Origin of the sequence: Nocardiopsis sp. SBT366, from assembly GCF_001083815.1 — a bacterium.
GTDB lineage: Bacteria > Actinomycetota > Actinomycetes > Streptosporangiales > Streptosporangiaceae > Nocardiopsis > Nocardiopsis prasina.
Genome location: NZ_LAVM01000062.1, coordinates 1 through 17,305, shown reverse-complemented (window position 1 = coordinate 17,305; position 17,305 = coordinate 1). Strand labels below are relative to the sequence as shown.

Below are 17,305 nucleotides of genomic sequence, written 5' to 3'. Positions count from 1 at the left end.
AACGAAGCCCAGACGTGGCCGGAGGGTCAGCCACGACTGGGCTTCGTGCTTGCTTGGGCTACTCGCCGATGGCGGCGGAGAGGAAGCCGGTCCACTCGGAGGCGGGGAAGGGAAGGTGACCGGCGTCGGGGCGCTTAGAGTCACGGACGGCGGCCCCGCACGGGAGGCTGGCGACCTCTACGCAATTTTGTGCATGCCCGCTGTAACTACTCTTCCGAAAGTCAAGGACGGTGGTCATGAGGAACTCTCTAGGGACTTCAGGACGCTGGTGATGAGGTCGGCTGACCGCACGGTGCTCAGGGCTGAACCCTGAATGTCACTGAAGGTAGCACTATGTGCCTCCACCTCATCGTGGTCCTCCAAGAAGAGCCCGTTGGACGCGGTGTCGATGTACACGATGGGGAGGTCCAGCGGATCAGGGAAGTCCAGGATGGTGAAGGGAGCGCACAGCCCAGCGTGTGATCCAGCTTCGGCAGGCAGCACTTGGATGTCGATGTTAGGCAGCTGAGCCATGTGGTGGAGATGGGCAAGCTGCTCTCGCAGAACTCCCTTGCTCCCGATCCTCTTGTGGAGGGCGCTCTCCTCGATGACGGCACGAAAGCGCGCGGGGTTGTGACGGACCAGGATTTCGCGCCGAGCCATGCGAGCTTCCACCTTCTTTGTGATGATGGCTGGGCTGGCGAGGCGCCCTCCTTGGAGTAGATCTCCCGCGTAGGCCGGAGTTTGCAGCAAACCCGGGACCATCTGTGTCTCGAAGGTGCGGATCACCGATGCTTCGGTTTCGAAGTCTGGCAACGCGCGATCCGTGAAGACCTCCTTGTACTTGGACCACCAGCCTCGTTGGCGAGCGTCCTTCGCGAGTGCGTGCATAGCCGATCGCCTGTTGGGGTCCTTGATCTCGTAGAGGTCCATCAGCTTGTCGAGATCGTCCGGTTTTATGCGCTTGGTCTCTGTTGTCTCCATTTTGGAGACTTTCCCGGAGCTCCACTTGAACTTGTTGCCGACCTGGGTTGCGGTGTAGTCAGATGCTTCTCTGGCCTGGCGGAGCATTGTCGCAAGGCGGCGAAGCCGAAGAGTTGGACTGCTGGAAGGGGACATGTAAGCACCCTAGCGAATATTTCCATGAAGATAGAGTTTCTGCTTGAAAACTCTACGATTGCTAGTTACCTTTGAAGTGTGGCCGTGACCGGGTCATCACTCAGGGTTCACTTCGGTCAGGCTATGCCTTGCCCGTTCCGCGCATCACGTCGACCGTGAGACTCCTCCATCGGGCTCCTCTTTGCCCCTGCTCATGTACTGCCATGCCAAGGAGTGTGTTCGTCATGTCTTCAACCGCCTTCGCCTCTGCCGCCCCCGTGCCTGTCCGGGGGGAGGCCACGGTTCCGCTGGCCGCCTTCATCCGCCCATTCCAGCGGCACTACTTCTCCGGTGCTCCCGAGCGCCCCAACTACCGGGCGCGCAGCTACGACTTCGCCGGGATTCCCGCCGTGATGCCGCTGGGCCGCGCGTTCCTGGACACCTGCGCGGCCACGGAGTCCGCCGACTACCGCTACCTGTTCTCCCTGCTCGGCAGCGAGCTCGCCAACAACGCCATCCGGCACAGCCTCTCCGGCCACCCAGGCGGCAGCTACACCCTGCGCGTGCACCGCAGCAGGGAAGGGCTCCGCCTGGGCTGCCACGACCGGGGCGGGCTGCGCACCCGCAACGCCCGCCTGACACCGGCCTCCGGCGGTCCGAACCTAGCCGCCGAGTCCGGGCGGGGGCTGGCCATGGTCGACGCCTTCGCCACCGGTTGGGGCGACAACGGGCGGGCCGAGTACCGCACCGTCTGGCTCTACCTCGCCTACGACCTGGCCGGAAGCAGCTGGAACGCCGACAACTGAACTGTCGGCTGACATGTCACCGAGGACATGAGACGGGCCCAGGAGAGCGCGCCAACGCTCTTCCGGGCCCTGGACCCCCGAAACCAAACACATGCATATGACAGGAAAGAGGATCTGATGCAGAACCCTATCCCCTCGCCCCGCTCCTCCAGTGACCCGCTGTGCCGTCGTTTGCCGAGCCGTCACTCGCTTATCGGCCCCGTCTGCGTGGTGTGTGAGCACCCCTCCTGCCGGGAACGCCGTGCCCAGCGCCTTCCCCGCCTTGGTGGCCACCGCTCCGAGTACGCCCGCGAGCACGCCCAGGCCGCGCGGATCCAGGCCCGGAACCGCCACGTCATCATCTGGTTTGGGGAGGCCACCCGATCGTTCTGGATCGCCACCTCCGCCGGGCTGGAGGAAGCTCCCGACATCGATGCCCTGCTCCTGAAGCTGTGGCCGCACACCGTCCGCCCCTTGGTCAGCGCCTGACACGGAGTGTTCCAGGAAACCATGTGTTGGCGACGCCCCCCGGGATAAAGTCCCTGGTGAGATGGCCTGCTCCCCGCGCACGCGGGGATGTCCCGCACGCAACTAGTTGCGTGGTTCGAAGACTTCTCTGTTCCCCGCGCACGCGGGGATGGGCCCGGAGGCCGAAGGCTTGAGTCACGGTCGTCATGCCGCCTCCGTGCACACGGGGGCGGGCGCTACTAAGGTGCTTAGGGCTGTACGCCCGAGGGGTTGTCCCCGCGCCTGTGGTGGAAGCGCCCAACCATGACATCTCCTTCTTCGGGCCGACCGGAACGACGACAACGGACGCTGGGAGCTATGCACAAGCGCTTGCTGGAACTCGAAGTTGAGAACTTCCGTAGTCTGCGCCAGGTCAGTATCCCGCTTGGGCCGCTCAACGTCTTGGTTGGCCCTAATGGTGTGGGCAAGACCAACCTGTTGGATGTCTTCCGGTTCCTGGCGGACATCATCCAGACTGACATCGAACCTGCGCTGGAGGGGCGTGGCGGCTTCGAGAGCACGGCGTTCCGTGGCGGGGGCAGGACGCCCTCCAATATCCGCATCCGGCTCAAGGCGACCTGGACCAGGCACAGCAGTACCAGAGCGCCCGATGAGTACGAGTTCAAGATTACGAGGCGTCGGAGGGACGGCAGGGACACACTCTCCAGGCAGGAGAGTTTCCAGTTCAAGAGAACCAAGGGGCGCGGGCGCAGAATCACGATCCAAGGTGAGAATGCCCAGGTCGTGGACACGCGCAAGAACGAGGACGAAGACCCCGTCACCCGGTCCATCGGCCTGCAGCGCTTCAGTAGCGGTCTGTCGACTCTGCCGCGCCTGAGTGACGACGCGGGGGGCGGTGAGGTCGCCACCCTGGCTGAAGGGCTGGCCTCCTTCCGTGTGTTCGACGTGGATGTTTCCTCAGCCCGCTTCCCCTCGCGCATTACCAACTCTCTTCAGGACACCAAACTTGCAGAAAACGCCTCGAACCTCGCGCTCTTTCTGTTCACGCTCAAAAGGAACGACCTGGAGTCGTGGCAACGGCTGGTAGCCGACGCCAGGGAAGTACTGCCTCAACTCCGGAGCATCGACTTCGAGTTTCCCTCCGGCTCGGCTCGCGAAGTGATCGCGGTCCTCCATGAATCCGGACTCCGGGTACCTACCGAACTAGCGGACGCCTCGTACGGGACCATCCGTCTCCTCGGACTTCTCGCACTTTTGTACGACCCGAACCCACCTGCCTTGACCTGTATCGAGGAGATCGACCACGGGCTCCACCCTCAAGCGCTGGAACTACTCGTGGAACGCACACGCGAGGCGAGTGAACGCACCCAGTTCCTCATAGCGACCCATTCGCCGGCGCTGGCTGACAGACTCAGACCGGACGAAATCATCGTCTGCGAACGGGACGGCGACGGGGCTTCTCAGATCCCAGCGATAAGTCGGGAACGGCTGGAGGCCATCGTGGAGAGGAGCGAGGGCCTCCCCTTGGGCGAGTTGTGGTTCTCCGGGGTTCTGGGCGGTGGTCTGTGAGCGGTCGGCACCAGCCCCGGCGTAAGGGCCGCGGCAGCCCCGTTGTGGTCATCGCCGGTGAGGACCGCAACGATCGGGAGAGTCTGAAGATCCTTCTGGAGAAGGAGCAGCCGGACCTGCGCGGAAGAATCGTGCAGATCGGCGACACCGTTCGCCTCCACAAGGCAACGGGCGTGAATCTCACCAAGCGGGTACGTTCGATCCTCAACAAAGCAGAGGGTGTTGCCGAGAAGCAGGGGCCGGGGACCCGGGTCGCCTGCCTCTACGTGCACGAGGACTTCGACAGCGTTGATGGTCCGGCCTATCTGGAAGTCCACCAGCGTGTGGAACAGGAGATCCATCGACAGCTCGGCCACGGGCACTACGTCCTGGCGGTCGCTGAGATGGAAGCGTGGATGCTCCTCTTCCCCGCAGTGCTGCCCAAGGTCGTGAAGGCGTGGAAGCTCCCCGCCAAGCACATGGGCAAGGACACCGGTCGTGTTCCCGATCCGAAGCGGATCCTCATGCGTGAAGTCTCGGGTACCAAGGGGCGGAAGTACACCGAGTCCGACGCACCCGCCGTCTTCCGGGCCGTCGTCGAAGGCGGTCACCTGGGCTCGCCCCAAGGAACCAACAGTTCCTGGAAGCGGTTCTGGCGGGACGTCGAGCTGTGCGGACGGGAGCATCTCCGCGGATGACGGGCCTACTGGATCTGCGCGGATGCTTGTGACCTCGCTGAGCCAGCAGCACGTAGGGGGACTCAACCCGCCCGCCCCGCACCGTCAGATCAGAGCAGGCGCCTCACCGGGGTCTCTGGAAGGGCTTCGTCGAAGGCCACCCAGAGGTCCACCGCCGCCTCCAGGGCATCGCGCATGCTCTGGAGAGTCCGTGCGTACTCGACCTGGTTCGGTTGATCGAGATTCGGTTGCGACCAGTCATCCTCCTCGCTCCCGGGAGGCAGGGAGTACTTCAACGGGGTTCTGCCCTGAATGGTCATGTCCATGTTGATCACGTGTTCCGCGCCTGCGGGTCCACTGTCCGAGAACCCGAAGCTGATGACCGTGCTCAACAGAGCGTTCCGGACTTCCAGAGCCCAGGTGACCATGGCCAGCTCGTGGCTGAGCCGGGCACACAGACCGAGTTCGCAGAACGTCGCTGACGCTTGCTCGAGCACGTCGTCGATGGACCGAGCCTCGCGTGGATCCGGAGAGTGCTCACAAACTCGGGCGCGAGACTGGCGTTCGACCACGATGTGGCCGAGGAGGTCCTCGATCTGGGCAGCCTGGGCGACAATCAGGCCACGTATCTCGTACAGGGGGCCGACCCCTCGGGCTTCCAGTTCGCCGTCATAGGGACGGTAGTCCTCGGAATGCCGCGAGTGGGGATCCTGGCGGATTCTCTGGTTCCAGAGGTGCTTCCATGAATACACACGTTTGTCATAGTCCACGGGGCGATCCTGGCATGGTCGAACCGCCGCAGGACACTCTGTCCCCACCGCCCTCTAGCCTTGGGGCATGGGCGATGACAGGGTCCTCACACCCCCGAAACCACGTGAGATCCGGGCCGAGCTGGAAGAACTGGTCGTAGGCGACCTCTACGGGCCGGCCGGTGGTGACGAACACGAGCAGTTCCCCGCCTCCGAACGCGTCACCGACCGCTACATCCTCGGCAGACTCGCTCCCAACGGAGCCCTCGTCGACCCCGACGACCAGGACCGCCTCGCCGAGTCCGGGGTGCACGACTCCGTCAGCATCGCGGACGCCGACAGCGGTGACGCCGAACCCGAGGCGCCCTCCGTTCCCAGCATGTTCTGCAACGCGCACGGTTTCACCGTGTGTGTGGAACCCGGCACCACCGAACTCCTCGTCCACACGGCCTGGGCGGTCTACCTCAGCGAGCCCAACCCGGAGGGGGAGGGGCACGTGTACCGGCGCCACCCCTACAGCGCGGAGGTCCGGATCGGCCTCCCCGAGGAGGACGCGGCGCTCGAACAGGTCGAACTCGACCCTGAGCGGCCCGCCGTCGTCCTGCGCGGACGGGTGCGTTCCTACGACGGCCGACGCCTGGTCACCCTCTTCCTCGTCAACGGCCAGCAGGGCAAGGAGAGCTCCCAGAGCAAGTGGCTCTTCCAGGCCGAACTCGCCGTCACCGCCACGGACGGGCGCACGCCGGTCTTCGTCCCTCGCCCCGAGAGCTTCTCCGGCGGAGACAAGAAGGACCGCGAGGAACACCGCAACCTGGCCATGACCCACCGGTTCCACGCGGAGTTCGCCGTCGGGCACAGCACCGCCGTCACCGTCGAGACCGCTGTCGACCCACAGCGAGCCGTACGGGTGGGCACGTCCGCGGTCCCCGGCTACGAGCTCCCGCACACCGACGTCCCCAGTGCGGACAAGGACGAGGACCTGCCCGAGCTCGCCGATCTGGTCGTGGACATGGCGGTCCTGGGCAGGGAGGACGGCACGGCACCCGGCATCCGGGAGGCGCTCAACCCCCTCGTGAACGGATACCGGGCCTGGATCGATCGCCAACGGGAACGGGTGGAGGACCCGGACGCCCTCCTGGTGCACGACGGCACCGACTTCCGTGAGGATGCACGCGGCAACCTGCACGAGGCCTCCCGTGCGGCCGACCGCATCACCGCCGCCATCGAGCTGTTGGACCGAGACCCCGACGCCCTCGCGGCCTTCCGGTTCGCTAACCGGGCCATGCACCGCCAACGCGTCCACTCCCTCGCGGCGGGCGGCGACGTCCGGATCGCGCTCGACGAGCGCGTGGCCGCCGTCGACGAGCCCAGGAACCGCAGCTGGCGCCCCTTCCAGCTGGCCTTTCTCCTGCTCAACCTGCCGTCGGTGACCGATCCGGCGCACCCGGAGCGCTCCGGCCACGGAGACGAAGGGGAACTCACTGCGGACCTGCTCTGGTTCCCCACCGGTGGCGGCAAGACCGAGGCCTACCTCGGCCTGACCGCCTACACCATGGGTATCCGCCGCCTCCAGGCCCCTAAGGCGGTGCCCCGCACCGACACTGGTGTGGCCGTGCTGATGCGGTACACGCTGCGCCTGCTCACCATCCAGCAGTTCCAGCGGGCCGCCGCGCTCATCTGTGCCTGCGAGGTCGAGCGCAGACAGGACTCGAACCGGTGGGGAGCCGTCCCCTTCCGTCTCGGCCTTTGGGTGGGCGGTAAGGTCAGCCCCAACTTCTTCGAGGACGCCAAGGAATGGGTCAGGGTCAAGCGCACCGGCAGGGGCGGGGGCGGACACGGCTCCCCGCACCAGCTGATGTCCTGCCCCTGGTGCGGACACGCCCTCAACCCGGGGCAGGACATCGAGGTCAACACCGCGGAGCGTCGCACCCGCGTGCTCTGCCCCGAGTTCGAGTGCGCCTTCAGCACCTTCGAGAGCGACGGCGAGGGGCTTCCCGTGGTGGTCGTCGACGAGGAGATCTACCGCCTGGTTCCCTCTCTGGTCATCGCCACCGTCGACAAGTTCGCGCAGCTCACCTGGAAGGGGGAGGCGCAGACCCTGTTCGGGCGTGCACAGCGCTACTGCCAGAGGCACGGCTTCCTCGCCGGGGAGATGAATGGACGGGCGTGTGGTGACGCCAACTTTCACAAACCTGACAACAAGGGCGCCCATCTCCCTGCCGCTCAGGTGGTGCCCTCCGCCTCGGTGCGTCCGCCGGACCTCATCGTCCAGGACGAACTGCACCTGATCACCGGCCCTCTGGGGTCCCTGGTGGGTCTGTACGAGACTGCCGTCGACCTGCTCGCCAGGTGGGACCACACCGACCCGAGGACGGGCACCAACCACAAGGTCCGGCCCAAGGTCATCGCCTCCACCGCCACGGTCCGTCGCGCCAACCGTCAGATCGCCATGCTCTTCGGCGGCAGGCGGACCCGGATCTTCCCGCCGCAGGGCCTGGACGCCGGGGACACCTTCTTCTCGCGCCAACGCCCCACCGACGAGGTCGACGGGCGCCGCTACGTCGGCATCTGCGCGCACGGGGTGCGGGTGAAGTCCACCCAGATCCGCGTGTACGTCGCCGTGATGGCCGCCGCCCAGAAACTCCATGACAGGTACGGCGCCAACGAGGCCACCGACCCCTACATGACCCTGGTCGGCTACTTCAACAGCCTGCGCGACCTCGGCGGGATGCGCCGGATGGTTGAGGACGACGTCGCCACCCGCCTGTGGCGGGCCGACGAGCGCGGTCTGGCCCAACGCGGCCGCCCGTGGGTGGAGGAGCTCACCTCCCGGCTGGGTTCGGACGACATCCCGCAAATCCTCGAACACCTCGGGAAGACCTTCACCGGGGCCGGTGGAAGGGGCTCCAAACCGTTGGACGTGCTGTTGGCCACGAACATGATCGCCGTGGGTGTGGACGTGCCCCGTCTTGGTGCGATGGTCGTCGGCGGACAGCCCAAGTCCACCGCCGAGTACATCCAGGCCACTAGCCGGGTGGGCCGGCGCCACCCCGGCATCGTCTTCACTGTCTACAACTGGGCCCGCCCCAGGGATCTCTCCCACTACGAGCGGTTCGAGAACTTCCACTCCTCCATGTACCGGCACGTCGAAGCCCTCTCGGTGACCCCGTTCGCCGCACGCGCCATCGACCGCGGTCTGACCGGACTGCTGGTGGCGATGGCCCGCAACTACGACGGCGTCCTCAACCCCAACCACGGGGCGGGCCGGTTCGACCGCACCGGGCAGACCGCCGACCACGTGGCGGCCGAGATCAAGCGTCGGGCGGGCCTGGTCACGGGCAGTGCGTCGCAGGCTCGCAGGGTAGCGGAACAGGTCGACCAGCGGATGGACCTCTGGCACGAGCGGCGCAGCCGTCAGACCACGGACGGGGTCAGCCTCGCCTACCGGCCTCCAAAGAACTCGACCAACACCGTGGGGCTGCTCAACAAACCGGAGGAGGGCAGGTGGCGTCTCACCACCGCGCCCAACTCTCTGCGCGAAGTGGAACCCGGCATCCGGCTCGTCCTGGACCCCGGAGACACCCTGGGGGATGCGGCTCGCCACCCGTTCACCCCTCCCGCTGACGAAGGACAGGACCAGGAATGAACACTCAGTCCCAGACCCAGCGGGTGGGCGAGCTCCGCACCAGCCAACTGCTGCACACCTTCGGGATCGGAGCGGTCGTGGACCTTCCCAACCTGTCGGTGATCGTGCGCGGGCTCCAGGAGTGGAACCAGGCGCACTCCACGGTTCTGCGCGAGAACCGGCTGCTCGACGCGGTCCAGCGCAAGCTCGGCAAGCAGGTCGCCGAGCTTCGGACACCGCCCTACACGCCGCCCAACCTCTCCAACCCCTTCGATGAGTGGGCGCGGATCGGGGTCCCCGTGGCGGCCTTTCCCCGGTGGCTGCGGTGCACACGGTGCCGGGTCCTGGCCTCGGCGGACTCGGGGCTGTTCGAGCTCCTCTCAGACGTCTACCGCCCCGACAAGGTGCGCTACGTGCACAGCTGCCACGCCCAGGGCCGCAAACGGCCCTCCGCCGTGCCCGCCAGGTTCGTGCTCGCCTGCCAGGAGGGGCACCTGGACGACTTCCCGTGGATGTACTTCGTTCACAAGGGGGAGGAACCGACAGTGGGTGAGCACTCGCTCAGATTGACCGAGCGCGGCACCTCGGGCGAGGCGGCCAACGTTTTCGCCGTGTGCGGATGCGGACAGCGGCGTCCCATGTCCGACGCGTACGGCGAGGAGAACGCGGCCAAGAACCTCCCCGGCTGCCGGGGCCGCCACCCCCACCTGGGGGCCTTCGACGGTTGCGGGTTGCGCACCCGCACCATGTCTCTCGGGGCCACCAACGGCTGGTTCCCGACCCAGATCCGCGTGTTCAGCCTGCCCGAGGGCGAGACAGCTCCAGAAGACGAGGTTGCCAAGAACTGGCCCGCCTTGGCTACGTTGGCCGCCCTGCCCAAGGATGTGGCCAGGCCCGTCACCATCAGCCTGACCTTCTGGCCCGATCTGGAACCGTACGGGTTCGACGCCGTATGGGACGAGATGCAGCGTCAACTCGCGTCTGTCGGCCAACAGCCCAAAGCGGTGGATACGGAGGAGGTCGACGTGGAGCGGCCGGAGTGGGAGGCCTTCACCCGACCCGATCAGGTGAACATGCCTGATTTCACCACCCAGAGAGTTGCTAGGCCCCGGGGGACCGAGCGATACCTGGAACGCGTGGTGCTGGTGCCCCGTCTGCGTGAGGTGAGCGCACTGTACGGGTTCACCCGCATCGACGCTCCCGAGTTCGACGTGGTCTCCACCGAGGCCTCTCGGGTGGCCGCGCTCTCCGCTGAGCCGCCCACCTGGGTACCGTGCGCCGAACAACGAGGCGAGGGGATCTTCCTCCAGTTCCGGGAGGAACCCTTGGTGGCCTGGGAAGGATCGCCTGCGGTGCAGGAGAGGGAGAGGAGTCTGCGTGCCGGACACGACGCCTGGCGCGCCAACCGCAGGCTCCAGCCGGGCGAGTGGCCGGGCATGCGGTACGTGCTGCTGCACTCCCTGGCACACTGCCTCATCCGGGAGTTCGCCCTCGAAGCCGGGTACGGTGCCTCGGGGATCGCGGAGCGCGTCTATGCGCGCGGGGGAACCGACCCGATGGCGGGGATCCTTCTCTACACTGCGGCCCCCGACAGCGAGGGCACCCTTGGCGGTCTAGTCTCCCTGGGTGAGAAACCCGAACGCCTCGGCGGCCTGATCGAGCAGGCCCTGGACGCGGCGCGCCTGTGCAGTTCGGACCCCCTCTGCTCCGAGCATGACCCGAAGGACCACGCCCGTCTGTACGGAGCCGCGTGCCACGTGTGCTTGTTCGCCTCCGAGACCTCCTGTGTGCGTAACAACCACTACCTGGACCGGACCCTCCTGGTGGACACCATGGCCCACGACGACCTCGGGTACTTCGGGTGAGTACCGGGCTGAGCGCGGCGGGTGACGCGGACCGGGAGAGATGGTCGCGGGACCTGGGTCGGCTGGCCGGGCGGTTGCCACTGCCGGTGGTTCAGAGCTGGGCGCGCGCTTTGGAGGGCGCCAAGGGCCCCGGCCGAGCGGAGGCCGTGCTGCTCGACGCCCACCCGGTCGCGGGCATGGCGCCACGCGCGTCGGCCCTGGCCCGTCTGTGGCGCCAACGCCCCCACCTGAGCGGGGAGGCCTTAGGGCTGGCCCTGCTGTCCGCCGCCGCCGTGGCCGACCGGACCGAACAGGAACGGTCCACACTGGTGGCGAGTGGACCGGTCGCCCGCACCGGCTCCGGTTCTGGTCCCGGTCGCGACACTCCGGCCCGGATGACCGCCGCAGTTCTGGAAGAGGTTCTACGCGGGGCGTGCGAACGCCTACTGGTGGTGGGCTACGCCCATCACCCCTCCTCTGGGGCCGTTGGTGAGCTGAGCGCTGCCGCGGAGCGCGGCGTAGTTGTGGACGTGGTCCTCGAGGAGAAGACCGGGGCCCTGGGAACCTTCCAGAAGCACTTCAGTGAACAGCCGCAGGTCCGGCTCTGGCGTTGGCCCGAGGAGCATCGTGGCGCAGAAGGGAAGGCCTCGTTGCACGCGAAGCTGATCGCCGCTGACACCAACAAAGCCTTGGTGGGAAGCGCCAACCTCACCGGGCACGCCCTGCGGCACAACATCGAGGTGGGTGTTCTGGTCCGCGACCCGTTCCAGGTCAAGAGGCTGGTGGGGCATTTCCGGTTCCTCATGGGGCCAGAAGGCCCCCTGGAACGCGTCTGAGTGGGTGACGGGGCCGTGCGGAGCCCGTTCGGTCGATGCCACGACGACGAAGTCCAACCAGGATTCGGCGGAGCGGGAGTTGTCCATCGCGGAGACGGCCGTTGCGGAACTGTTCGAAGGCCCTGCCCTCCTGGAATCGGGGTTTCCTTGCACGTGATCAGGGAACCGGGAGAACTCGGCTACCGGCTTCAGGCCGCCGTCCTCTTCCCATGAGCGGGCCGTCTCGATCTTCAGGCCGGTGCCGACCACGCGGGATGACCTTTGCCCGGTTCCCGTCCCGCCCGCGCCCGTCTAGGGGCGCGGGCGAGGTGGATTCACAGCCAGCGGGTGAGTTTCTCCCTCGGGGTGTCCGGGCGTACCCACCACAGGCGGGCGTTCTTGTCCCATCTCGCCTTGACCTCGCGCTTGGCTACGTCCTTCTCCCTGTAGGGAACGTTGAGGTACAGGCAGCCATCCACCACCTCACCGATGCTGGGGGAGTCGGCGGGGGCCGATTGGTCGTTTCGGGGCGGGGAGTAATGCTGCAGGGGCTGATCGCGGCGGGCCTGGTCCACGATGCGGCGGACGCGTTCGCAGGCGGCCGGGTCGGTCAGGCGCATCATGAGGTCGGTCGGCCCGCTGCTTGAGAGCAGGTTCAGGGAACCGTGCCAGAGCACCGTGTCGTCCAGGACCACGACCTTCTCGTGCATCCGCTCGCGGGTGCGTACCTCGCAGCCCTCTTTCTGGAGGCGCTGGATCTGCACCTGGTGCCGTTCGGCGTTCTGGTCCTGGTGGTCGCTGACCGGGCGGGTGAAGACGGTGACCCGCACCCCCTGGGCGATGCGGGGGATCAGGTGTTTGAGCCAGCGTTCGACTGGCTTCCTGTTGAGGAAGGCGCAGTAGATCTCGATGCTCCCGATGGTGCGGGCCAGGTCCCATTCCAGTGCCTTGGCCACCTCGTCGGCGGGAAAGAAGGCGGGTCGGCTCAGTTCCGCCTCGCTGAGGCCGACTAGGTCGCTCGCGGTGCGGACGGGGACGAGTTCCTCGGCCGGGATCCGCTGGGCGATCCTCTCCAAGGTGTCGAGCATGATCACGGTTTCGCTGCCCGGCTGGAGATGCTCGCGCAGGTGCTCGACGTCGGCGACCACCACCAAGTGGTCCTGGGCTCGGCTCAGTGCCACGTTGAGCAGTCGTGCGGTGGAGGAGGACATCCCCGTGCCGCTGTAGAAGAAGCCCGGCTTGTCCCCGGCCCCGGCCACGGTGTCCACGATGACCAGGGGGCGCTGACTGCCCTGGAACCGGTGCACGGTGTCGGCGAGCCCTTCGTAGTCCTCGCCGAAGCGGTACTTCAGGCTGCTGCTCAGGTGCTTGACCTGGTCGCGGTAGGGGGCGATGACCGCCATCCGCTCGGCGAGGGAGCCTGGGGCGTCGTGCTTGCGGCCGGGCAGGACCCCGTCGTACTGCAGTCCGCGGACCAGTTCGTGGATGACGGCCTCGTGCACCTGGTTGGACTTGTGCCGCCCCCTACCGTCGATCCGGACCCGGCTGCCGGAGGTGTCCACCAGGACCACCGGCCGCTCCAATAGCGGTGAGTGCGGAAGCCGGGAGTCGTCTGAGCGTCCGGTGGTCAGCGGGGCGTCGCGGTAGGCGACCCGGTTGACTACGGAGCAGATGTCGGGGCGCATCCGGTACTGGGTGCCCAGCGCGACCAGGCGGGGGTCGTTGTTCACCCGGCCGGAGCGGGAGACCAGCCCCGCAGCGTGAAAGACGTCCCTGTCCATCCACCGCCGGGCGTGTTCCCGCTCCTCGGGCCGGAGCTTCCTGGAACCCGAGGCCTGGGTGATGGCGGGCAGCTGCCGGAAGTCCCCGGCGACGACAACGCGCTTGCCGGCCAGCCCGGCGGCGCACCAGGCGGAGGGCAGGTCGACCATGCCCGCCTCGTCGATGACCACGGTGTCCACCCCGTCCATGAGGCGGCGGCTCTGCAGCGCCTTGGACAGCGTCGTGCCCATGACCCGGCACCGTGAACGGACTGCGTCCAACAGCCCGTCGAGCTCCTCGCGGACCTTGGTCAGCTCGGGCTCGGCCCGGTCGATCAGCTCCTCCACCTCCTCTGCGGAGGATAGTCCGACGGTGGCCTCGAACGCGGTGTCCCGTTCCCGGAGGCATCCGGTGATCGCCGTTCTGACGACTTTCAAACGATCGGTGGCGGCGCCGATCCGCTGCTCGGAGTCGGTCAGAGCGTCACGCAGGCGGTTGCGCTCCGCGACGAGCTGAGCCAGCCGCTCGGCCTTGCGTTTGGCGAATATCCCCGAGGGGGTGCCGATCGCCTCGACACTCGCGGCCACCTGGACAAGCTCTTGCTGGACGCGGGCCACCTGGGTTCGGCGGAGGGAGATCTCGCGGGTGATCTCCTCAGCGAGGTCCTCTCCGCTGCCCAGTTCCTCCTCGGCCCGGGCGAGGCGTTCGTGGGCCTCGCTTTGGGCGGCGGCGACCTCGAGGATCTCCTCCAGTTCCTCGGCCCGGGCGGCCAGGTCCGCGCCCAGTCGTCCGGCGATCATCTCCGGATCGATTACCGAACCGAACCGCTCGCGTAGCGAGGCCACCTCGATCTCTCCGGCCCGCTGCACCAGACCGGTGTCGAAGCCCTCCTCACCTTCCAACCGTTCGCAGACCCGCTCCAGCGCCTGGTCGACGGCCACACGGGTGGGGGCCAGGAACAGGATCCGTTCGCCGAGGCGGTGGGCGCCCTCGACGGTGAGGGAGACCACCTCGGTCTTGCCGGTGCCGGGCGGGCCCCAGACGAAGGTGACTCCGCTGCCCAGGGCCTGTTCCACGGCGCGGCGCTGGCCCTTGTTGAGCGTCATGTCCCGGTACCCGCTGATGTACCGGTGCGGGGCGGACAGGATTCCGACTGTCGGATCTCCTTCCCCGAGGACCCAGGAGGCGGTGGTCGTGTTCACGGGGCCGGGATTCTGGCCGCAGTCACGGATTCGGTCGGCGAGGGCGCTCAGCGACCGGGTCTCGTCCTCCCGGAGCTGGACGTTTCCTGGTCGGTCACCGAGATCGGCATCCGTGGTGACGAGGATCTTCCCGTCAGGGTGAGCCGTGGCCGCGGCGTACTGCCAGGGGCCGCTGGAACGCGAGGGCCGCATCAAGAGCTGGTCAGAGTCGAAGGCCTCCTTCCAACGGGTGCAGGAGAACAAGTACTCGTGGGGGTGCTCACCATCTCCGACCCGGACGTGTTCGCCGTCCTTGAGGGAAACCTTCTCCTTGGTCTTTGCGTCATCGGCCAGCTGAGCCGTGATCTCGTGGGAGAGGGCGGTGAGGAAGTGGTCAGCGGGCTCGGGGAGTGTGCTCGGGGAAGTCACTGGGCCCTTTCGGCGTCGTCAGCACAGGGGAAACCACTGGGGGACCGACGTTCAGGAGTATGCCTCAGAGTAGTGACGTTCTGCAGGGGGTGGGTGCAGGCAGTCGACAGGGATGCTGATGAAGTGCGGGAATCCGGTGGCCGAGGCTGGAAACGGGAGGAAGGGCTTGATTCCGGGTATCAAAAGCGCGCGACTCTGGGGTGACAGGCGGGATTTGAGTGCTGGTGGTGGATGGGCTGAACTGCGAGTATGCGTGAACTCGCAGGTTGCGGGAGGTCGGCACCCGGCTGTTTCGCGTTGCTCCACATCCGACTGGGGAATGCATCCTTCGGGTACACACCAATGGCGCTCCTTGCATACCTCGAGTTCGCGCAAGCGTGCGATCGCCGGTGCGGCAGCAAGGGCGGTTCGGGACGGTGAGCACGCCTCCACCCAGCACATTGGCAAGGCATTGTTCCTGGTGATCGCCTCAGAGCTCATCTCAGAAGCCCTGCGAGATGGCCCTGGACCTGGCATGATCACGTGCTGAGAGTGATGTGCTACCCAAGGCCGACAGTCCCCGCGTCGACCAACGCTCGGTGTTGACCACCGTGCTGCTCGTTTAGGTATCAGCTGTTCCTGGGAAAGAGCTGACGGTTTGTTCGGCATCTCCCGGGCCACCGCGCACCGCTGGTTCCAGACCTGGACCCAGGCTGGCCTGTGGTCGCCGAAGATCCATCGCGATCGCCTGGCTGGCTGGGCTCGTACCGCAGGCTGAACGTGCGCTGGGAGTGCAAGGCCTCCACCTTCCTGTCCATGCTCGGCATCGCCTGCATCCTTATCTGCTACAAACACCTGGCCAAGCATGCAAGACGGCTGTCACTTGGGAAGGCGTCCGTGAACAGTAGGAACAGGCCCTTGAGACGACAGCTTCCCCGGATCACTCGGGTCGAGGTAACGGCGGGACGCGAAGGGGGCTCGCCTGAGTAAACCCGAGCGGTGTGATGAGGAAACCAAAGATGCGCAGCCAGAGGGTTGTTGGCAATGCCCGCGTCCTGGTTCAGGTGCGGTTGCGCAAGGCCGCAGGCACAGGAGGGGTGGTGCACACTCACCGGCCCGTGTTGTGGGTCCCGTGCACCCTCTGGTGCACCCCCGGCAACGCAAAAGCCCCTGACCACTTTGCGTTTCCGCTGGTCAGGGGCTTGAGCCTCTGGGGTGAGTGACGGGACTTGAACCCGCGACTTCTTGGACCACAACCAAGTGCTCTACCGGCTGAGCTACACCCACCACGTGCGCCTGGCCTCTCGGCCCTGCGTACGTATGAAAGCTTAGCGGACTCCGGGGAGTGCTTCGATCAGTTTCCCGGCTTGGGGTCCTGGAGAGCCGCGTCACGTGCCTTCAGGCCGGTGCCGTCGGCGACGACCTCGGCGGCGATGGCGCGGGCCGTGGCCGAGTTCGGGCCGGGCTCCGGGACGAAGGCCGCCGCGCGGAAGTACCGCAGCTCGCGGATGCTCTCGGTGATGTCGGCGAGGGCGCGGTGGCCGCCGTTCTTCTCCGGGCTCGCGTAGTACACGCGGGGGTACCAGCGGCGCAGGAGCTCCTTGATGGAGGAGACGTCCACCATCCGGTAGTGCAGGAAGTCGTCGATCCGGCGCATGTCCCGGGCGATGAACGTGCGGTCGGTGGCGATCGAGTTGCCGCACAGGGGGGCCTTGCGGGGCTCGGTGACGTACTGGCGGATGTGCTCCAGCACGCGGTCCTCCGCCTCCTGGAGGGTCACACCCTTGTCCAGCTCGTCGAGGAGCCCCGACGTGGTGTGCATGTTCCGGACGAAGTCGCCCATCCGGTCCAGGGCCTCCTGCGGGGGCTTGATCACGACGTCCACACCCTCGTCGAGGATGTTCAGCTCACCGTCGGTGATCAGACAGGCCACCTCGATCAGCGCGTCGTTCTCGAAGTCGAGGCCGGTCATCTCGCAGTCGATCCACACCAAACTGTCATTCATACCGGTCAGCTTAGGGGTTGTGGACGCGGACGGGGGCGGTGGGCCACTGGCCCACCGCCCCCGTCGGACGTCAGTCCCAGACGAACGGGTCGGATCCGCCCTGGGGCAGACCCACGTCGAAGATGTCGTACATCCAGTCCCACACGTCCCAGAACTGGAGGTAGAGCATCACCAACACGATCAGGGTGATGAGGATGAAGAAGAAGCAACCGCAGCCACAGCCGCCCTTCTTCCTGGGGGGCTTGGGCGGGGGAGGAGGCGCACCGTACGGACCGCCGTACGGGTTGCCGTGCGGACCACCGGGGGGCGGTGGGCCCCACGGGGCGCCGCCGTGAGGCGGGCCGCCGTGACCGGGCATGGGG

13 protein-coding genes and 1 tRNA gene are annotated in these 17,305 nt (G+C 66.8%); 7 read left to right on the top strand and 7 right to left on the bottom strand.

Translation table 11 applies throughout. From position 1 onward, the window contains the following. Positions 1–58: 58 nt before the first annotated feature. On the bottom strand, positions 59–238 hold the full coding sequence (locus tag ADX84_RS25660; RefSeq protein WP_082206590.1) for a DUF397 domain-containing protein: 180 nt from the start codon (positions 236–238) through the stop codon (positions 59–61). After that, positions 235–1,098 (bottom strand): helix-turn-helix transcriptional regulator, encoded by an 864-nt coding sequence (locus tag ADX84_RS18320; RefSeq protein WP_049576379.1) that lies wholly within the window; start codon positions 1,096–1,098, stop codon positions 235–237. The genes ADX84_RS25660 and ADX84_RS18320 overlap by 4 nt, the downstream gene beginning before the upstream one ends. Positions 1,099–1,322: 224 nt before the next feature. On the opposite strand from ADX84_RS18320, the gene ADX84_RS18315 reads away from it, so the two are divergent. The 4 genes from ADX84_RS18315 (at position 1,323) to ADX84_RS18300 (ending at position 4,576) form a co-directional block, all read left to right on the top strand. Continuing rightward, positions 1,323–1,883: an ATP-binding protein gene (locus ADX84_RS18315; RefSeq protein WP_049576406.1), complete on the top strand. Its 561-nt coding sequence runs from the start codon at positions 1,323–1,325 to the stop codon at positions 1,881–1,883. A gap of 117 nt (positions 1,884–2,000) precedes the next feature. Continuing rightward, positions 2,001–2,351: a hypothetical protein gene (locus tag ADX84_RS18310; RefSeq protein ID WP_049576375.1), complete on the top strand. Its 351-nt coding sequence runs from the start codon at positions 2,001–2,003 to the stop codon at positions 2,349–2,351. Positions 2,352–2,699: 348 nt separating this feature from the next. After that, on the top strand, positions 2,700–3,899 hold the full coding sequence (locus tag ADX84_RS18305) for an AAA family ATPase (protein ID WP_234004060.1): 1,200 nt from the start codon (positions 2,700–2,702) through the stop codon (positions 3,897–3,899). A gap of 44 nt (positions 3,900–3,943) precedes the next feature. Further along, positions 3,944–4,576 carry a hypothetical protein gene (locus ADX84_RS18300; RefSeq protein WP_049576368.1) on the top strand — a complete coding sequence of 211 codons (633 nt, stop codon included), beginning with the start codon at positions 3,944–3,946 and terminating at the stop codon, positions 4,574–4,576. A gap of 89 nt (positions 4,577–4,665) precedes the next feature. Here the strand turns inward: ADX84_RS18300 and ADX84_RS18295 are convergent, their stop codons facing one another. Further along, entirely contained in the window at positions 4,666–5,325 is a 660-nt protein-coding gene (locus ADX84_RS18295; RefSeq protein WP_049576365.1) for a hypothetical protein, read from the bottom strand. 67 nt (positions 5,326–5,392) lie between these two features. Between ADX84_RS18295 and drmA the strand changes: the two genes are divergently transcribed. Genes drmA through drmC form a run of 3 tightly spaced genes read left to right on the top strand, consistent with a single transcriptional unit; the run spans position 5,393 to position 11,609 of the window. After that, a complete protein-coding gene (drmA, locus tag ADX84_RS18290; protein WP_049576362.1) occupies positions 5,393–8,950 on the top strand; it encodes a DISARM system helicase DrmA in 3,558 nt (1,185 codons plus the stop codon). Next, positions 8,947–10,794 (top strand): DUF1998 domain-containing protein, encoded by a 1,848-nt coding sequence (gene drmB, locus ADX84_RS18285; RefSeq protein ID WP_049576359.1) that lies wholly within the window; start codon positions 8,947–8,949, stop codon positions 10,792–10,794. Before drmA ends, drmB begins: the two co-directional genes overlap by 4 nt. Next, positions 10,791–11,609: a DISARM system phospholipase D-like protein DrmC gene (drmC, locus tag ADX84_RS18280; protein ID WP_049576354.1), complete on the top strand. Its 819-nt coding sequence runs from the start codon at positions 10,791–10,793 to the stop codon at positions 11,607–11,609. Before drmB ends, drmC begins: the two co-directional genes overlap by 4 nt. Before the next feature lie 314 nt (positions 11,610–11,923). Here the strand turns inward: drmC and ADX84_RS18275 are convergent, their stop codons facing one another. The 4 genes from ADX84_RS18275 to ADX84_RS18260 all read right to left on the bottom strand — a co-directional run. Continuing rightward, positions 11,924–14,959, bottom strand: a complete 3,036-nt coding sequence (locus ADX84_RS18275) for an AAA domain-containing protein (protein ID WP_049576351.1) — start codon at positions 14,957–14,959, stop codon at positions 11,924–11,926. A 1,190-nt stretch (positions 14,960–16,149) separates the two neighbouring features. Then, positions 16,150–16,225, bottom strand: a tRNA-His gene (locus ADX84_RS18270). A 67-nt stretch (positions 16,226–16,292) separates the two neighbouring features. Next, positions 16,293–16,943 (bottom strand): oligoribonuclease, encoded by a 651-nt coding sequence (gene orn / locus ADX84_RS18265; RefSeq protein ID WP_049576348.1) that lies wholly within the window; start codon positions 16,941–16,943, stop codon positions 16,293–16,295. A gap of 70 nt (positions 16,944–17,013) precedes the next feature. After that, the coding region (locus tag ADX84_RS18260; RefSeq protein WP_369801108.1) for a hypothetical protein at positions 17,014–17,305 on the bottom strand (292 nt) is incomplete at its 5' end.